16 protein-coding genes are annotated in these 17,722 nt (G+C 44.3%); 6 read left to right on the forward strand and 10 right to left on the reverse strand.

Annotated elements, in window-relative coordinates:
* Positions 1–12 precede the first annotated feature (12 nt).
* Both kdsB and V7Q33_RS14100 read right to left on the reverse strand, forming a co-directional pair.
* Positions 13–762: a 3-deoxy-manno-octulosonate cytidylyltransferase gene (kdsB, locus tag V7Q33_RS14095; RefSeq protein WP_333820233.1), complete on the reverse strand. Its 750-nt coding sequence runs from the start codon at positions 760–762 to the stop codon at positions 13–15.
* Positions 759–2,093, reverse strand: a complete 1,335-nt coding sequence (locus tag V7Q33_RS14100) for an NfeD family protein (protein WP_331983000.1) — start codon at positions 2,091–2,093, stop codon at positions 759–761. Before V7Q33_RS14100 ends, kdsB begins: the two co-directional genes overlap by 4 nt.
* Positions 2,094–2,169: 76 nt before the next feature.
* Here V7Q33_RS14100 and V7Q33_RS14105 point away from each other — a divergent pair, with 76 nt between their 5' ends.
* From V7Q33_RS14105 to V7Q33_RS14115, 3 genes are all read left to right on the forward strand, one after another.
* Positions 2,170–2,952 carry a DUF4905 domain-containing protein gene (locus V7Q33_RS14105; RefSeq protein WP_333820234.1) on the forward strand — a complete coding sequence of 261 codons (783 nt, stop codon included), beginning with the start codon at positions 2,170–2,172 and terminating at the stop codon, positions 2,950–2,952.
* Positions 2,949–4,082: a LysM peptidoglycan-binding domain-containing protein gene (locus tag V7Q33_RS14110; RefSeq protein WP_333820235.1), complete on the forward strand. Its 1,134-nt coding sequence runs from the start codon at positions 2,949–2,951 to the stop codon at positions 4,080–4,082. The genes V7Q33_RS14105 and V7Q33_RS14110 overlap by 4 nt, the downstream gene beginning before the upstream one ends.
* Positions 4,083–4,177: 95 nt before the next feature.
* Positions 4,178–4,525 carry an MmcQ/YjbR family DNA-binding protein gene (locus tag V7Q33_RS14115; protein ID WP_333820236.1) on the forward strand — a complete coding sequence of 116 codons (348 nt, stop codon included), beginning with the start codon at positions 4,178–4,180 and terminating at the stop codon, positions 4,523–4,525.
* Between the two features lie 281 nt (positions 4,526–4,806).
* Here V7Q33_RS14115 and V7Q33_RS14120 read toward each other — a convergent pair whose 3' ends face one another.
* Positions 4,807–5,277, reverse strand: coding sequence for an FKBP-type peptidyl-prolyl cis-trans isomerase (locus tag V7Q33_RS14120; RefSeq protein ID WP_331982992.1), 471 nt, complete (start codon positions 5,275–5,277; stop codon positions 4,807–4,809).
* Between the two features lie 479 nt (positions 5,278–5,756).
* On the opposite strand from V7Q33_RS14120, the gene V7Q33_RS14125 reads away from it, so the two are divergent.
* The 3 genes from V7Q33_RS14125 (at position 5,757) to V7Q33_RS14135 (ending at position 11,851) form a co-directional block, all read left to right on the forward strand.
* A complete protein-coding gene (locus V7Q33_RS14125; RefSeq protein WP_333820237.1) occupies positions 5,757–7,040 on the forward strand; it encodes a glycoside hydrolase family 26 protein in 1,284 nt (427 codons plus the stop codon).
* Positions 7,041–7,163: 123 nt separating this feature from the next.
* On the forward strand, positions 7,164–7,676 hold the full coding sequence (locus V7Q33_RS14130; RefSeq protein ID WP_331982988.1) for a phosphoheptose isomerase: 513 nt from the start codon (positions 7,164–7,166) through the stop codon (positions 7,674–7,676).
* 8 nt (positions 7,677–7,684) lie between these two features.
* Positions 7,685–11,851 (forward strand): two-component regulator propeller domain-containing protein, encoded by a 4,167-nt coding sequence (locus tag V7Q33_RS14135; protein WP_333820239.1) that lies wholly within the window; start codon positions 7,685–7,687, stop codon positions 11,849–11,851.
* Positions 11,852–11,927: 76 nt separating this feature from the next.
* On the opposite strand, the gene V7Q33_RS14140 is transcribed toward V7Q33_RS14135, so the two are convergent.
* The 7 genes from V7Q33_RS14140 to V7Q33_RS14170 all read right to left on the reverse strand — a co-directional run.
* Positions 11,928–12,377, reverse strand: coding sequence for a hypothetical protein (locus V7Q33_RS14140; protein WP_333820240.1), 450 nt, complete (start codon positions 12,375–12,377; stop codon positions 11,928–11,930).
* Positions 12,378–12,403: 26 nt separating this feature from the next.
* Entirely contained in the window at positions 12,404–13,015 is a 612-nt protein-coding gene (locus tag V7Q33_RS14145; protein WP_333820241.1) for a hypothetical protein, read from the reverse strand.
* Positions 13,016–13,067: 52 nt separating this feature from the next.
* Positions 13,068–13,664 carry a hypothetical protein gene (locus V7Q33_RS14150; RefSeq protein WP_333820242.1) on the reverse strand — a complete coding sequence of 199 codons (597 nt, stop codon included), beginning with the start codon at positions 13,662–13,664 and terminating at the stop codon, positions 13,068–13,070.
* 59 nt (positions 13,665–13,723) lie between these two features.
* The gene (locus V7Q33_RS14155) at positions 13,724–14,527 is read right to left on the reverse strand and encodes a hypothetical protein (RefSeq protein WP_333820243.1); all 804 of its coding nucleotides are present in this window, start codon (positions 14,525–14,527) and stop codon (positions 13,724–13,726) included.
* 603 nt (positions 14,528–15,130) lie between these two features.
* Positions 15,131–15,505, reverse strand: a complete 375-nt coding sequence (locus V7Q33_RS14160; protein WP_331982984.1) for a hypothetical protein — start codon at positions 15,503–15,505, stop codon at positions 15,131–15,133.
* A 296-nt stretch (positions 15,506–15,801) separates the two neighbouring features.
* Positions 15,802–16,746, reverse strand: coding sequence for a hypothetical protein (locus V7Q33_RS14165; protein WP_333820244.1), 945 nt, complete (start codon positions 16,744–16,746; stop codon positions 15,802–15,804).
* A gap of 155 nt (positions 16,747–16,901) precedes the next feature.
* Positions 16,902–17,722, reverse strand: an 821-nt coding sequence (locus V7Q33_RS14170) for a hypothetical protein (RefSeq protein ID WP_333820245.1), incomplete at its 5' end; no start/stop codon positions are given.

Genomic DNA, 17,722 nt, shown 5'->3' on the forward strand with positions numbered 1-17,722 from the left:
TGATATAGCAACCTACAGCTGTTGCGCTGTTAACAAGGTAAGCGCGCGACTCAGGTCTTCCGGAGTGTCGATGCCTACCGTTTCAGCTTTTGTTTCAGCAACCATAATCCTGAAACCATTTTCGAGCCAGCGCAATTGTTCGAGCGACTCGGCACGCTCCAGCGATGAAACCGAAATGCGTGTAAGCTGTGCCAGTATATCGGTGCGATAAGCATACATCCCAATGTGCTTATAAAATGTATGCTTGCTGAGCCATTCGCGCTCCGGTGTGTTACGAATGTGCGGAATAGTGGAGCGACTGAAATATAGTGCTTCGCCCAATTTATTGATTACCACTTTTACCAGGTTGGGATTGAACAACTGTTCAGGCTGATCGATTGCTTTGATGAGCGTGGCAATTTCGGTCTGTCCGTTCAGCTTCGAAGCGAGCAACTCAATTTGTGCCGGTTGAATGAAAGGTTCATCCCCCTGTATATTGATGACATAATCGAACGTGTCGGCTTGCAATGAAAGTGCTTCATAACAACGATCTGTGCCACTGGCATGGTTCTCGTTTGTCATGCACACTTCGCCTCCGAATTTTTTAACGTGATCGAATATTTCTGCGTGATCAGTAGCCACCACTACCGATGCTATACCGGAAGCTTTCTTCACTTGTTCGTATACCCGCTGTATCATCGACTTGCCCGCAATATCTACCAACGGCTTGGCGGGAAAACGTGTGGAGGCATAGCGGGCGGGTATAATTCCTAAAATTTTCATGCAGATATTCGTTTAACGCGTAAAGATGTGGTTTCGCTGTCAACTACTTCAATAGCTTCACCCTTTTCAATATACTCTCCACGTGTATAAGCATCGTGAAGTTCATTATCGATCATCACTTTTCCACTCGGGCGAAGTACCGTATGCGCGATTCCTGTTCGGCCCTTGAGTGATTCGGATGCAAAGCCGGAAGTATAGCCTTGCGAGCGATCCTGTGTATCGGTAAGAGCCACTCGTTTATAGAAGCGCGTGTTGGCAAGTCGCGCGCCACCTGCAAACAAGAGTATAGTTCCGCCCAGCATGCCACCGATGGCTGCAGCCAGTGCCAGCAGTACATCGTGCATGCGTACAAATTCAAAATCAAACGCCTTGTTGTTGATCATGATGAGTACCAGCGAGCCAATGGTAAGTACAATGCCTGCGATACCCGCCACACCAAAGCCGGGAATTATAAATACCTCTGCGCCGATCAGCGCGAGCCCGATGAGGAATGCGAGGATTTCCCAGTTCTCGGCAAGACCATTGAGGTAATAAGGAACAAGATATAGTATAAGTGCTACCAGTGCGGCTGCTCCGGCAAAACCTATACCGGGTGCCTGCATTTCAAAATATATACCGGCAATGATTACGAGAATCAGCAACCCGCTGATGAAGGGATTGAGAAAGAATGCCACAACGCGGTCGGTCGTGCTGAGTTGGAAGAGATCAAGCTGGTAGTGATCAATTTTATTTCGTTTCAGAATTTCTGCGATCGATTCTGCTTTGGCTTCGCAATAGCCGTGCTCCAATGCTTCGGTAGTAGAGAAGGTAATGATCTGTCCTTCTTTTTTTATGCCCTCGATCACCACATCTTCATCCACCATGCCTTCGGCAATTTTTGGATCGCGGTGATTTTCTTCTGCCGTGGCACGCATGATGGAGCGCATATACGATTGATATTTATCAGGTGCCTTTGCACCATTGCCATCAACAACGGTTGCCGCTCCAATGCTGGCCGCAGGCGACATATAGATGCTATCGCAGGCGATGGAGATGAGTGCACCGGCAGAAGCGGCATCCGAATTGATAAACACCCACACCGGTTTCTTAAATGCCATGATGTTGTCTACAATATCTTTGGCATCAGTAAGCACACCGCCATACGTATCCATTTCAATGATAACGATGTCGGCTTTTGTTTCGGTGGCATGTTCCAGCGCGAGCTTCACATAGCGCGTCATGCGCGGATCGATCTCGTTTTTGATCTCCATCACCATTACACGCTGCTGTGCAAACAGGGGCAGGGGGAGCAGCGTGAAACACAACAGGAATATCAGCGGCAGGTTCTTCATGAATTTAAAGTCCGAGTCTTCGGCCCTCACGTTTCTATCGTCTATACTTGCACTAAATTAGATAATTAATACGAAGTTGAGCGGTTCCCTGAAACGTAAGTTTTCGCATCGCTTCCCTGGCATTGTATGGAATACCATAGCGTTACCGGAGAAGGATATCATATTGCTGGAAGTACGCAACCACGAGCGTAAGCAGGTTTCGTTTTCGGCCTGGCAGTATGCGAGTGATTTATTCCTGTGGCAGGATGTAACGCTTGATGAGTTGTGGTGGGTAAATCTCAGTGCAGCTGCGGGAGACGTAGTGTTGTTTACGATTTACCTCGACACGTCAAATCCGGATAAGAAAGGTCTGCTGGCCTATTCGCTGCACGACACGAAACTGCTGTGGTGGCATAACGATTTTTCGATTCTCTCCGTAAACGATCTTTACGTTAACGGCATCTCCACAAAAACGGGCACAAAAGAAATTGTACTCGATGTGCTCACCGGGAAAGAGCTTGCCGGTGCGTTGCCGGAATTGCAGGAGAAGAAAACTGCAAATTTTTTTAAGCCTTCTTTGTATGCAGAGGGCACAGCCTATTTCTCTACTGTGAAAACATTTTTAGAGAGCGGACTAAATTTATTGCCCGTAACTGCGTTGGAATATCTGGAACATGACGGCAGGATTTTTATTTCATACTATGTGCAGGAAAATGGGCTGGCGAATTATTTGTTAGTGCTATCATTAGCCGGTGAAGTGCTGCTGCATGAAAAACTGGATGAGTCCTTGAAAGGAATCGGTCAGGATACTTTTTTCATCCTCGCCGGATGCGTAATTTTCGTGAAGAATAAATGTGAGCTGATAAGTTATTTTTTATGATGAATGTATTGATATATGCGGGTGCCTTATTTTTTCAGCCGCAGGCTCAGGATTCACTGGGCATAGAAACAGTGAATGGAAAAATATTTGTAGTGCACCAGGTAGGCGAAAAGGAGACGCTATACGCGATTTCCAAACGCTACGGCACAACGGTAGATGCTATTGTGCAATATAACCCAACGGCAAGCTCAGGTCTTTCCATCGGGCAAATATTGAAAGTGCCCTATACTGCGAAGAGTACAAACACCACAACTGCCAAATCAGGCGGAGGTATTATCCACGTGGTAGCCGCCAAAGAAACCATGTTTTCCATTTCCAAAGCGTATGGTGTTACGGTAGACGAGATCAGGCAATGGAACAACCTTGCCGATAACAATTTATCAGTAGGCCAGGAGATCGTGATACGCAAGCGCAACACAGCGTCATCCAATTCCACAACAAATCCTGCCAACAACAATACACAAACCGCTGTAACGCAACCAGCGCATACCAATACAGCGGGTCAGCACGTGGTGGAAGCGAAGGAAACACTCTACTCCATTGCCAACAAGTACGACATCTCGGTGCAGCAATTGAAGGAATGGAACAATCTGCAGAACGATGAGCTAAGCATTGGCCAGACCGTTGTAGTACGTCCACCTCACGGACAATCTGTGGTAAAGAAAGATACATCGGTAACACGTTCCACCGTAACCAATCGTGAGACAACCACTACCGTGCAGCAGCCCGTGAAGAATGATATACCGGTAAAGAACGATCCGCCACCGACAGAGACTGCAAAAAATACAAATACAACCACAACGCAGCAGCAACAACCTACCAATACTACTATTCGCATTTCGGAATCCGTAAAGAATGGCGATGAGATATTGGAAAAAGGAATTGCAGAGTTGATAGAAGGCACTGATGGCAACCGGAAATATTTAGCGCTCCACCGCACGGCACCGGTAGGCACCATTCTCAAAGTAAAGAATGAACTGAATAACCGCGAAGTATTTGTACGCGTAATGGGCAAACTTCCCGACACGGCACTTACTGATAAACTGATCATCAAAATATCCAAATCAGCATTCGACAGACTCGGTGCCATCGACCCGCGCTTCCGTGTGGAAGTAACGTACTATAAATAGCGGTGAGCTGTGAGTGGCGAGCTGTGAGAAATGCATGGCTTCTGGCTGCAGGCTACAGGCAACTGGACGCTTGCTAATAACGATTAACTGATAACGTGATACCCGAATCGCTTCGTAAATTTTGTCTCTCGCTCCCTGCTGTTACGGAAGACGTCAAGTGGGGGGCTGATCTGTGTTTCTGTATTGGCGAGAAAATGTTTTGTGTCACCTCGCTGGAAGGTTCCTTCAAACTTTCCTTCAAAGTACCGGATGAGGATTATGAAGAGCTATCCGTGCGCGAAGGTTTTGAACCTGCGCCTTATATGGCGCGCAACAAATGGGTGCTGCTGAGTAATCCTGCCAAAGTAAAACCCAAAGAACTGGAAAGCTATATCCGCCAGTCATACGAACTGATAAAGTCGAAGCTCACGAAGAAGCTCAGGAAAGAACTGGGAGTAGAGTGAGGAAATAGCCGCGAGCTATTAGCTGCGAGTTACGAGAGATATGGTTTCTGGCTGCAGGCTGCAGGAAGATTGATGTAGGGGGTTACTGATATTTCTGCTTGTTACGAATTTATGTTAGAACGTTTTGTACTTCGGCAGTTAGTTGGAAAGCTGGCTGCAACAACTAGTAACTGATAACTTTTAACATGTAACGGTTCCAAAAGCAAAGAGCTCCGAGCTGGCATCTTCCAAACTCGAAGCTCATAACTCATAACTCAAAGCTCGAAGCTCGAAGCTATCTACTAATGATGGTGTCCACCCGGACCATGTACGTGACCGTGCGTGATCTCTTCGTTGGTGGCGTTGCGCACTTCCATTACTTCTACATCAAAATTCAGTTCAACACCGGCAAGTTCGTGGTTTGCATCCACCGTTACCGAGTCAAGACCTACTTCCGTTACGGTTACCACATTGCCCTGGTTTGTTGAGAACTTCATGCCTTTGCGCACTTCCTGGTCGCCAAAAGCTGAGCGTGGCACTTTCTGAACCATGTTAGGATCCTTTTCACCATATCCTTTATCCGGAGAAATCTTCAGTTGAAATTTATCGCCTTTTGCCTTTCCTTCCAGTCCTTCTTCCATACCGAGAATCAGGTTCCCCGCGCCATGCAGGTAGTGCAGCGGATCGCGTCCATCGCTCGTATCGATTATGTTTCCGTCATTGTCGCGAAGCGTGTAATGGATCGCAGCTACTTTGTTTTTAGTGATTTGCATGTGAATAATTTTAAATGTTAACCAAGAGAGCGTGTTGTTCCGGGATAAGCGAAGGCAGGTTCTCTGTCCGTCAAAAGTACATTCTTTTTGGCTTACCGGTTACGATTTTCTCAAAAGGATGAAGCTCGTTGGGCCATGGATGCCTCCAAATTTTATCGATTCTTAATTTTTGCCTGAAACCCTTATAATGCCCATTGAAACCGTTTGTCCTGCGTTTTTGGTCGATTTACCACCCGCACGTCAACACGATTCACGCCAACTTTCCTGCGGGTTTATTCCATAAAAAGCATGTTGCAGTGGATCGCCAGGACTCTCTCGCTGGAGAGATGGCTTGTAAACAAAGATTTTAAAAGAATGCGGATTCTTCTTTTCCTGGAGGTGCTTCTGCAGGTTATGCTCATACTCTGTCTGTTGCTGGTGGTGATATTGTTTTTGTAAACCCGAATAGTGAAATGGTGAGCCTGTAAATTCTTTTCTTCATGAGACTTGTCTTTACTTTTCTGTGTGTCATGGCAGTCGCGATGGGTAGTGCGAACGCACAACGGTTGCTCACAGATTTCGGAACCGCTACAACGCCCGGGCTATCCAACGGTGCCTCGGTGGTAAGTAACCCTGTATTGATATATACCATGAAAAGAATTTTAATCGTTTGGGTATTGCTGGTTTCATTCTCGTGTGCAGTAGCACAGAAGTTGGTTGATAGACAGGCAACGGATAAAACAAAAGCACTCGATCAGAACCTGAAAAAGATCGGTAAGGCTGGTATACTCTTCGGTCACCAGGACAGCGATGCGTATGGTGTAAAATGGAAAGATGAAGCCGGACGATCGGACATAAAAGATGTATGTGGTGATTATCCTGCTATACACGGATGGGATCTGGGCAACCTTGGTAAACAAGGACAAGACGCCTATTTTAAAAAAATGCATCAATCGATACTCGACACCTATAAACGTGGAGGCATCAGCACAGTATCATGGCACGCAGACAACCCGGTAAGTAAAAAGGATGCGTGGGATACAACTCATGCTGTATATGATATACTGCCCGGAGGAAAAACACATGCTTATTTTGTGCAACAGCTCGACCTGGTAGCCGATTTTCTGGAGAACTGCAAAGATGGCAACGCATCTATACCCATCATCTTTCGTCCGTACCATGAGCATAACGGAAACTGGTTCTGGTGGGGCAAAGGTTTGTGCTCCGAAAAAGAATATATACAGTTGTGGCAGTTCACGGTGAAGTATCTGCGCGATACCAGGAAATTGCACAACCTCATCTACGCATTCTCTCCTGATCGCAGCCGCATAAAGCTTGAAGAAGGCAACCAGATGTATCTATATGCTTACCCTGGTGATGACTATGTAGATATACTCGGTTTGGACGACTATATGGATGTGGGCGTAACCTGGAATAAAAAATCAGCAACAGAACAGCAACAGGATTTTATTACTGTGATGCGCATTGTATCCAGGCTGGCCAAAGAGAAAAATAAAGTAGCCGCGCTCACCGAAACGGGATTGGAAGGCGTTACCCATCCGCAGTGGTTCACACAAGTGATACTGGAGCCCCTTAAAGCGAACCGTGATATAGACGTGGCGTACATTTTGGTTTGGCGAAACGATAACGAGAAACATCATTACGCACCTTACCTCGGGCACACCTCGGCTCCCGACTTTGTGCGCTTCTATCAAGATGAGCGTTCACTTTTCGAGGGTGATATTCAAAATATGTATTTGCTGAATAAGCCGTTGATAAAATAAATTACAGGAAGTACCGGCAGTAAGAAAATATCATTCGAATGCCGATATTTCTGCCTTGATCCGATAGCGTGTCCATGGATGTGCGTCCGATTGAACGCAAACTATGTTTAACTGATTTTATCAATGATAACTTTCTCAAACTCCGATTCCAAACAGCAAACTTTCGGCAAGGTACAGGCATACCTTGATGAACTGGGACTTAAAGTAGTAGCCAAAGACTTTGAACGCCCGTGGGGTGGCTTCTTCGTGATTGATGAAGCACAGGCAAAGCAATTCGCAGCACAATTCTTTCCCGGTATAGAAATAAACGATCTCAAGATCAGCGAGAAGCTTAGTCCGAAGATACTGATGGTGCAGCCTGACAAACGTCTTTCGTGGCAATATCACCACAGACGTGCCGAGATATGGAAACTGGTAGCAGGTGAAGCGGGCGTAATCATCAGCGAAACAGATAAAGAAGGTTCGTTGAAAACCCTTGCGCCCGGAGAGATCATCCGTCTCAATTGCGGCCAGCGCCATCGTCTGGTAGGATTGAAAGGATGGGGCATGATCTCGGAAATATGGCAACATACCGATGCAGCACATCCATCGGATGAAGATGACATTGTGCGTGTGCAAGACGACTTTGGAAGATAAACATCAGCATGTATAAAGTGCAGCGACTATACGGGCTTGTAACAGCCATCTTGTTTTTTACAATACAGTTGGCCGGAGCCCAGCCTGCTGCACTTCCTCAAAAAGAGATCATCTTTGATCAACTGCCGGAAAAACTCGGACTGTCGCAAAGCTCCATCAATTGTATACTTCAGGATCGTGAAGGATTTTTATGGATCGGCACATGGTCCGGGTTGATCCGCTATGACGGTTACTCCACCGTTATATATCATTCCGATAATGCTCCCGGAAAACTCAAGAGTAACAAAATCACTACGCTTTACGAAGATCGCCGCGGCTATCTCTGGATTGGCACACACATGGGCGGCTTGTTTCGCTATGATAAGAACACGAATACTTTTCTGCACTACAGTCACCAGGCAGGAAACACTGCCAGCCTCAGCAACAATAACATAGGCTGCGTGGCAGAAGACAGGCAAGGCAACCTGTGGGTGGGAACCGAAAACGGATTGAATGTCTTTGATCAGCAAAAGAATGCCTTCACATCGTTTCATTATGATCCGATGGATACCGCGGCCCTCTCAAACAACATGGTTACCGATATATACCTGTCGTCTGCAGAAGAGCTTTGGATTGCTACTGCCAACGGGTTGAACCGTGTGATCAACACGGATAACAACTATACGTTTCGTCAATACCGGTATACACAGGATGTAGCCGATCCCTATCACCAGAACTTTATCTACGGTGTGGATGAATTGACCGTGAATGGTAAGTCATCGATCTGGTTCTGCACCATCAAAGGGTTGAAGAATCTGAAAGATGGTGTTATCAGAAATTATACCGTGCCCGGTAAACCTTCCAGCTATAGCTTCTTCCGCGCCATGTGTGCTGTAAAGGGTGAGCATCCGTATATTATTACCGGTTCAGAAAAAGGATTGAGCTTCTTCGATCCGGTAAAGAATGAATTTACACGGTCGTTGGGCGATGCTGATGAAAACGTAAATCTTTCGCACAACACCGTTTCTGCACTATATGTAGATCGTGGAGGCGTGCTGTGGGTAGGCACAAAAAAAGGAATCAACAAGTTTGATAGCTACTCGAAAGACTTTGAAGCGTACGAAACACGTACCTTCGATAAAAGCAGGAACATCATTACCGGAGTGCGCAGTACGCACGATCATGGCTACTGGATCTCCACGATTGGCGGGGGACTATATATACTCCGTAACAAGACCTTTCAGCGCATTCGAGTTCCCGATCAGAATCCAAATGACTTTATCAATTTTATACAAGTGCTGTATACGGATAGGCGGGGCTATATATGGTTTGGTACTGCCGGTGCCGGTGTTTATCGTTTTCATGAACGCGATGTATCGCCTGATGGCATAGTAAAGCGATTGGATCATTTTACAGGTGATGGTATAAATCCTTTCAATAGCGACTATATTATGTCGCTGGCGGAGGATAATGCCGGAAATATATGGGTTGGCACCTGGAGTGGAGGATTGAACAAAATAGCGGTGGATGGTAAATTAACAGTATACCATGACGAGCTGCTGCGCGAAGCACCGCTGGTGGTAATTCATGCAGACCGCAATGGAGTACTCTGGGTAGGAACGCGGGGCAACGGATTATACCGCGTTAAGCCGAAAGCCGATAAGCTGGACATTCGGCATTTTTATAATAATGATAACGACTCTGCGGCAACACTCAGCAACAATTTCATTAATGCCGTATATGAAGATCACGCAGGGCTGTTATGGATCGGTACAGAAGGAGGGCTTAACTCGTTTGATCGAAGAACCGAGAAGTTTGCCAGCACCAAAGTAAAGCAAGGCCCGAGCAACGATGTTATAGTAAGTATACAGGAAGATGATAGCGGAAAACTGTGGCTGGCGCATTGGAACGGCCTTACCGTAATCGATCCGTCTAATCGTAATTATATAAAACATTACGATCATCACGATCGCATACAGGGCGGCTTCTTTTACAACAACGTAAGCTTCAAAGATGAGAATGGAAAATTACTCTTCGGAGGTTCGGAAGGTTTAAATATTATCGATCCGAATGTAATGGTGCAGAACCCGAATACGCCCAGGGTTATCATCAGCGATTTTCAGATATTCAACAAACCTGTGCCGGTAGGCGGTGATTTCGATGGACGCGTGATCCTGAACAAACCACTCTCGGCCATAGACAAAATAGAAGTAAAGCATAACGAAAATTCCTTGTCGTTCGAATTTACGGCACTCGATTTTGCGGCACCTGAGAAAACATTGTATGCCTACATGCTGGAAGGTTTTGATAAAGACTGGAATTATACCGATGCCTCCAGGCGCTATGCAACCTATACCAACCTTAACGGTGGGAAGTATATATTTAAGGTAAAGGCAGCCAACAGTGAAGGTGCCTGGACGGGGCCGGTAAGTACTGTGACAATTGTGGTGAATCCCCCGTGGTGGAAAACCATGTGGGCGCGCATCGGGTATATGATAGGGGCTTTATTATTACTGCATTTATTCCGCACACTTGTATTGATGCGCGCAAACTTCCGCCACGATCTGAAAGTAGAGCGGTTGCAGCGCGAGAATATGGAGAAACTTAACCAGGCCAAACTTCAGTTCTTCACCAACATCTCGCATGAATTTAAGACACCGCTTACGCTGATACTGGGTCCATCACAAAGTTTGCTCGATAAAGGCGAGAGCGATAAGGAAACGCGAACTCAGTTAATGAGCATTCACAGCAATGCTCAACGATTGCTGCGCCTTGTAAACCAGTTGCTCGATTTCAGAAAAGCGGAGTCGGGAAATCTTACACTCGAAGTTTCGGAAGGAAACATTGTCAAGTTTATAAAGGAGGTAAAACTTTCGTTTGATACCCTGGCAGAACAGATGAAGATCGATTTTTCGTTCTACGCTTCTTCCAATATCATCAACGTGTGGTTCGATCGCGACCAGTTCGAAAAGATCATGTTCAACCTGTTGGCCAACGCCTTCAAGCATACACCGGAAGGTGGCAAAATTACGATACAGGTAATGGAGAATGCTGACAACATTTCGATTGTGGTGGAGGATACCGGTAAAGGTATAAAACGAGAACACTTTGAAAGTATATTTCAAACCTTCTTCAGTTACGATGAAGACAAGCACCACGCGGGCACCGGTATAGGCCTTGCTCTGGCAAAGAGCCTGGTGGATATGCACCATGGTGAGCTAACGGTGCAGAGCGAAGTAAACGTATTTACCCGTTTTAAGGTGATGCTTAAAAAAGGTGCCGATCATTTTGACGCCTCTGAACGAACACTGGTATCGCGCGATGTAGAGAGCATGGATCGTTACCCTGCATTAACACAGGAGTCTGTATATATACCGGAGAAAGAACCGGAAGTAACGCCCGATAACCTCAGCGAGCTGCCGAAGCTGCTGGTGGTGGAAGACAACGATGAAGTACGTGCCTATATCAAATCTGTTTTTGAAGGTATATATCGTGTGCTCCAGGCTTCTGAAGGAAAAGAAGGTTTGGAAATAGCGCTGGAAGAAGTGCCGGACGTGATCATCAGCGATGTAATGATGCCGGTAATGGATGGCATCACACTCTGCACCCAATTGAAGTCTAACATTCGTACTTCGCATATACCGGTAATTTTACTTACCGCACGCACATCGCTCATCTTTAAAGTAGAAGGTCTTGAAACCGGTGCTGACGATTATGTGACGAAGCCTTTCAATCCCAGGCTGCTGCAACTGAAAGTACGCAACCTGATGCGGATGCGCGACCGCATGCGCGAGCTGTTCAATGACCACGAAGTACTCAACATCGAACCGAAGCGGGTAACGCTTACTTCTGCCGATGAATTGTTTGTGCGGCAGGCGCTTGAAAGTATAGAGAAGAACATGAACAACCCCGACTATGCTGTAGATGATCTGGGCCGCGATGTCGGTATGAGTCGTACGCAACTGTATAGAAAGCTCAAGGCAATTACCGGGCAATCCGCCAACGAATTTATACGCACGATCCGGTTGAAACGCGCCGCACAATTACTCGAACAGAATCAGCTTACCATTGCAGAAGTAACATACGAAGTTGGCTTCAGCGACCTGAAATATTTCCGCGAGTGTTTCAAAAAACTTTTTGGCGTTACTCCTTCGGAGTTTGTACAGAAAGCGAATGGAGAGTATCAGGAGGAATAAGAAGAGGCGGCTGGCTGCAAGCTTCCGGCCGCTGGGAAATGCAAATCTCTCAGGGCCTGAGGCCTGCAACCAGATACTACCGATCGTATCTTGTAAAGGTCTGAAACGATGAATCGTTGTAAATAAAAATGAACATTCCTGTTACATAAGAACCTTCTATTTTTGTTCTCCCGATTTTCTGATCATAAACTGGTTTATGGCTGAACCATATCTGTGTTGAATCAGGACTAAAGAATATAACATCAAGATTATCGAAGCCTGTGTTGCGCATTTCCTGAACCGAATGGGCAGCCTTTTCGCTAAAATTGCTAAGGTCCCAAATACTTGGCGGAAAAGTATGGCGGCCTTCACGGTAATTTTTGAGTGCATCTCTAAAGGCCTGGCTTGGTGTTATTTGTCTTTTGGCCTTTTTAACGCCGATAGGTATAGATACCCCTGCGTCAGGTCTTCGTACTTTTTTGTGGGATATATAATCGTATTTATAGAAACCTAAAAGGGTGCAACCTTGTAGAAAAATAGCAACCACTGTTAAGTAGACACTATTTGGTAAATTTATTTTAATATGTATCCAAATTTTATGGACAAGTTTATATTTCGGCTCCATTCTTTTCGGTGTGTGTCAACTATAAATGCATAACCTGTAGCAAACTCAAAGCTAACTTTTTTTCCAATGCTTCTTTGAATACCCCATGCTGGAATAATTACAAATACAGGATTGTTATATAAATTCTTTGACACAACCGGCGATGCACGATATCCTGCTTTTAAGCTTAAAAAATTGCCACTATTGTTGATCGTTGGTTTATTTTTTATTAACCGTTTATGCAAATTATAGTACCATCGGTTTTCGATTGAAAATATAGGGGATAGTTCATATCCAAATCGATTTCCATAAAGTGCCCCTCCTCCTACGTAAAAACTATAACTTAGACCTGCCTCATAGTTTATTGCCAGACTTCTGCTTATTGACTTTTCACAATTCAAGCTTAAGCCTATTACACTGGCATTTACTTTAATTTGGTTGTTCTTTAATGGATTTATGTCATTGATGTTATCTTGTGCTAATATAGTCTGTAGGCAAAACAGCAGCAGCAGCAACGTCACGCCTATTTTTAAGGCTGATAGAGTAAAATTAATATCCGTTAACATAATTATTCTAATCATTCAATTTTTTTTATGAACGCTTGTAACCAAAAGCCACAAGCGTTCAATCCCATTATTTCTTATCAACACGCGCGCCTTTCCAAGCGCCATCATGTTTACCGGCCCCGTAGACACTTCCGCTTATAATTTTATAGGCGGTGGCTGATCCGTTTGCACTAAAATCTTGACTGGTGACAGAAGTGCCGTTGGGATTCCATTTTATTGTTAGCCCGACATTCCAATCAAATACTTTGCTAATGCTATTGGTATTATTCTCTGCCACCTCATATTTTCCAAATACCAGCTTAATCTTATCAGGATATACAACTCTAAACATTTTAACATAATCCTCTTGGTACTTAAATTGCCCGGGAGCCAGCGTAACAAATGCATAATTATAAATTTCATTAAGAGCATTTCTGAATTGTCCTTCCAAAGCCCCATTTAGGGCATCATTGATTTTTCCCTTGGGAATGGTATATCCGGCAACCGAGATAGAGTGCGTGGCAAATGTGATGTCCCCGAGTTTTACATTCCCAAAATCAACAGTAGGTATATTTGGTTGCGGTGCATTTGGAAGCATTAAATCTATGATTAGTCCATCCCATCCTAAGCGGAGCTCTTCGGCATCATCATTTCTCCATATTCCAGTCCAACCCTTTCTTTGCATTTTGACATTTATACCGGCAGACGCATACACTCCAAAATTAACATTGTAAAAATTTACTTTTACTCGATGCTTGCTATCGAAATTTTCTGTGTGCGGCTTAGTTCTTCCAAAAATGTCTTGAAGTAATGATCCAGCCAAGTTTTGGCATCAAAATTATAGGTTGGAAATTGATCGTAAATATATTGTGGTAGAAGATCATTTGTTGTCTCTCTTCCATTTGATAATCCCTGAGCTTCAGAGTCAGAAGCTGTAATCTCCACTTTTTGAGTATCGTTAAAACTATCGAGTCTATATATTCCGGGTTCAACAAAATACATGTTTTCAGATTGTTTTTGTTCTCCAGGGATCGTTCTATTTATTGGCGTGAGCTCAAAGTTATTGAGTAGCAGGGTAGCCAAGATTTCATTCACCCTGTCACGTTTTTCTGGAGTGCAAATATAGGTTCCATAGGGTGTTATTTTATACAAAGTTCCTTCAACCTGAACTTCATGATTTTCATTGAGAACACTTTCGAAATTCGGATCGTCAATTAATGTGTCTGCCTCAATAGCCATGCTATCGGATTCTATTCTGGCTAAAGTCAATGTTCTCTCAATCCGGATATCGCGAAGCGATTTAAACTTGCCATTTCTTGTATACTTTTCACGAATAATTTTAGAATTACTATTTGTTCCAAGTAACTCTGTCATATAATTCTTAAATACTTCCTTAGAAGCAAAGTTTAGGCGGTCGTCAACAATAGTTACTGGTTTAATAGAAGGGACTTGTTTGGAGTTCGGACTTTCTTCAGGTTCATTACAAGAAAAAATAATAAGTGCGGCGATAATGGTTAGTTGCAGGCTGAATAGTTTTCTGATTTTCATTTGGTAAGGAATTTATAGATGATACATAATATGTCAATTGTTAATACTGACGTTGCAATATGTTTCCATATTTAGGAAAATATACTATAAAAAATTACGCAGTATCGCATCGGTATTTATACCTATAGATGTATACAAGAATATTATGTACCTGAAGGTATATTGCAATCACCTTCCTGAGCAATCGAATCAATCTCAATAAATTCCCGTTCCATTTTGGAAACTTTTTTACGTAACGCTAAATTATGTATGGAAACACTTTATGATATACAAAATATTTGAGGAGTCTTTGCCGAATACGTGATCTTCAAGACGGTGTTTGCCTGGAGCTAGCCTGCTACACTTGCTCAGATAAGGAAAATTATTTTGATCAGCTGCAGCCAACAGCAAGTCGATCAATATGCGAAGGTAGCGGGACGTTTTAAAACTTTTTGGCGTTACTCCTTCGGAGTTTGTACAGAAAGCGAATGGAGAGTATCAGGAGGAATAAGAAGAGGCGGCTGGCTGCAAGCTTCCGGCCGATGGGAAATGCAAATCTCTCACAGAGGCCAGATGCAAAAAAAACTATAAGTTAGAGCTTTGTTAAGCCTCCGTGAAAGGTAGCTACTGCTGGCCTGAAGAAGTGCGAACAGAATCGGCGGCATTTTCCTGATCGGTAGAATTAATGCGCTTCATATTTTTGCGAATGTTCTGCTTCACTTCCTTCGGCATATATTTCTTTTGACCGGGATGCGGGCAATCCCATTCTTCCACGGACACATGTGTGATCATTTTGCTGTTGCTCCGGCTGCCCTTTGACTGGCGATGTTGCTCCTCTTCCGTTTCGGCTTTGGCCGATGCTGGTGGTGATGGATCAAAGAAACCTTTGCGCGGAGTAGATTTCTTTACCTTCGCAAATTGCGGGTCCGGACATGGGAGTTTTCCTGACTGACATGCGGAACAGAGGACAAGGACGACAAGGATCAATCGTGCGTACATACCCTACGGTTTTTTGTTGCGACATAGAATAAACGACTATTTCGTGGTGGAAGTATGCAGACAAGCCATTACGGGCGGGACTTCCACATAAGAACGATAAGTTACCAAATAAAATTCTGATCTGCAGCGATATTTATTTACTCAGGGCCCTACTTCATTTGGTTCTATACTTGAGCAGTAATGAAGCTCTGGGGGCAATCGCGCATTCCACAAGGGTAAACTCAATAATCAAATTTTGTAGGGTATTGCAGGCAGGATGTAGAAAAGGCCTCCGTTTCCAGAGGCCTTATTGCTCATTAATAGTAGGAGAATAAATAGGTGCCGTGGTCGGTTTCGCTATCGCCATGCACATCATCGTCTGTCGACTCATGTATATTTACTTTGGTAGGATAGCTGAGTACATCATACGTATAGGTAAAAGTAAAGGTGCTGGTCACAAAACTGTTGGATGTATCCGTTCCTTTATAGACAATCTTCGTAGGATTATTACGGTCAACTGCTAGCGTCTCGAAATATTCCTGGTCAGGATAAGAGATAAGGTTCAGATAGTATAACACACCGGCCTGTATACTGAAGGGACTGTTTCTGGCATCGAACGTAATGTCAAGGTTATAGCCGGCTTGTTCTTTTTGCGCAACAATGTGTGTGATGTTGTTGCCGGTATAAGTATAGAAATTTTCGTTGCCATAGATGTTTGGCCAAACTAATATGCCATAGTCTGTGCCCTTACGCGTGCTTACACGATTGCTGCCATCGTAGGTATAGTCAATGTCAGCAGTCTTGTCTACCACCAGGAAATCTTCATCCGGATAAAACGCGAGGTGCTTGTTGTTAATGCTGGTGCCAGACACCGAGAAGAATGCTTTCTCTACACTTACCGGGCTGGCCGGTATATAGGTCTTGGCTGTGTATGCAGAAGGTATACATTCTTTTGCAGCATAGCTTACCTTTAAGCGTGTTATAACACTATCAGAGCCGGCAGTCTTGGAGCTTGCACTTCCGTAAGATACTTTTACGATGCTATCCACCAGGTTATTCTGGTAATAGAATCTATACTTTTCTGTCAGCGTACTGGTGTTATCGTAGTACACAATCTGTTTTACTCTTCTTTCCTTGGCGAATGCAGCATTACATTTTGCACAAACTTCATGATCATTACAGCCGGAGAAGATAAAGCAGCTGAGCGCTAAGCAAGAAAGGATGACGGCATACAGTGCCGTGGTTTTGAGGTTTTTTTTCATGAGGGATTTTTTTTAAGTCAAACTATAGTTTTTAATCGGGCAATGAAATTAGTGAATGCATACGTATGCTATGAGAAAAGTATAGCTATAATTTGCCCATATACCACCATTATGTGATGGGAGAATGATAAACGTTATAACGATAAATTCCGGATTTACTTAACTATAGATGTAGATTTATGAATGTCGTCCAGTTGCGAAATGAGTTCTTCGTTCTCCGTCTTCGCAATCCATTCTATGATGCGAATTTTTGTGAGCGCTGCATTGGCATCGGGAGTAGTGCCATTGGCAAACGGTATATGCGGCTGCACAGAACGAACAATAAATAAAGACATGATAAGGCAAAGCAAGCCGATGGTTACAGCCGCAATTATAAATAGAGAGTTTATGCGTGAGTCATCGATCGTTGTTTGCACAGCCTCTTTTTCATAAGCTTCCATCGCTATACGTTGTTGTTCTGCCAGGGTTGTAAGGGATGTCAGAATCGCATTGGCACGTGGAATAACGGCACTCTCAACAGCATCTTCTGCCAGCAGCTTTACCAGTGGGTCTTCATAGTTATCAATTGTTACGAGGTTTGCCATGATGCCATTTTCTTGTACGGCGATCAACGTATCAAAACGTATCAGCGCCAGGTTTATTTGTGTTGACTGCTCCTCGCTCCATGCTATACTATATTTTAAGAGCTTGTCTTTAAGAATAGGATACTGCTCTTGCTGAAGCTTTCGTAAAGAAGCTTTTGACTCGCCATCAGCAGGAAGGTAAACCCAATTAACGGAAAGCATTTTCGATTGATTCGTCATCAGTATAAACGACTGCACAGCATTCAGTGAAGGCAGCATAAGGCTATAGTATTGTTTCATACGATGCACCCGCTGCGATTGACTGTGTAGCATAAGCCAGCCATGCGCTACAAGAACCATGAACAAAGCAATGAGCCCTACAATCAGAATATTGCGGGGAACGATGTTTACAG

This window comes from Ohtaekwangia sp., assembly GCF_036786105.1.
In the GTDB taxonomy this organism is placed as follows: domain Bacteria; phylum Bacteroidota; class Bacteroidia; order Cytophagales; family Cyclobacteriaceae; genus Ohtaekwangia.

Bases quoted from the DNA above. Each gene is read 5' to 3' on its own strand.
- V7Q33_RS14165 (WP_333820244.1), bottom strand. From the start codon at position 16,746: ATGAAAAAAAACCTCAAAACCACGGCACTGTATGCCGTCATCCTTTCT.
- V7Q33_RS14145 (WP_333820241.1), bottom strand. From the start codon at position 13,015: ATGATTAGAATAATTATGTTAACGGATATTAATTTTACTCTATCAGCC.
- V7Q33_RS14135 (WP_333820239.1), top strand. From the start codon at position 7,685: ATGTATAAAGTGCAGCGACTATACGGGCTTGTAACAGCCATCTTGTTT.
- V7Q33_RS14125 (WP_333820237.1), top strand. From the start codon at position 5,757: ATGAGACTTGTCTTTACTTTTCTGTGTGTCATGGCAGTCGCGATGGGT.
- kdsB (WP_333820233.1), bottom strand. From the start codon at position 762: ATGAAAATTTTAGGAATTATACCCGCCCGCTATGCCTCCACACGTTTT.
- V7Q33_RS14150 (WP_333820242.1), bottom strand. From the start codon at position 13,664: ATGCAAAGAAAGGGTTGGACTGGAATATGGAGAAATGATGATGCCGAA.
- V7Q33_RS14155 (WP_333820243.1), bottom strand. From the start codon at position 14,527: ATGAAAATCAGAAAACTATTCAGCCTGCAACTAACCATTATCGCCGCA.
- V7Q33_RS14100 (WP_331983000.1), bottom strand. From the start codon at position 2,093: ATGAAGAACCTGCCGCTGATATTCCTGTTGTGTTTCACGCTGCTCCCC.
- V7Q33_RS14130 (WP_331982988.1), top strand. From the start codon at position 7,164: ATGATAACTTTCTCAAACTCCGATTCCAAACAGCAAACTTTCGGCAAG.
- V7Q33_RS14120 (WP_331982992.1), bottom strand. From the start codon at position 5,277: ATGCAAATCACTAAAAACAAAGTAGCTGCGATCCATTACACGCTTCGC.
- V7Q33_RS14160 (WP_331982984.1), bottom strand. From the start codon at position 15,505: ATGTACGCACGATTGATCCTTGTCGTCCTTGTCCTCTGTTCCGCATGT.
- V7Q33_RS14110 (WP_333820235.1), top strand. From the start codon at position 2,949: ATGATGAATGTATTGATATATGCGGGTGCCTTATTTTTTCAGCCGCAG.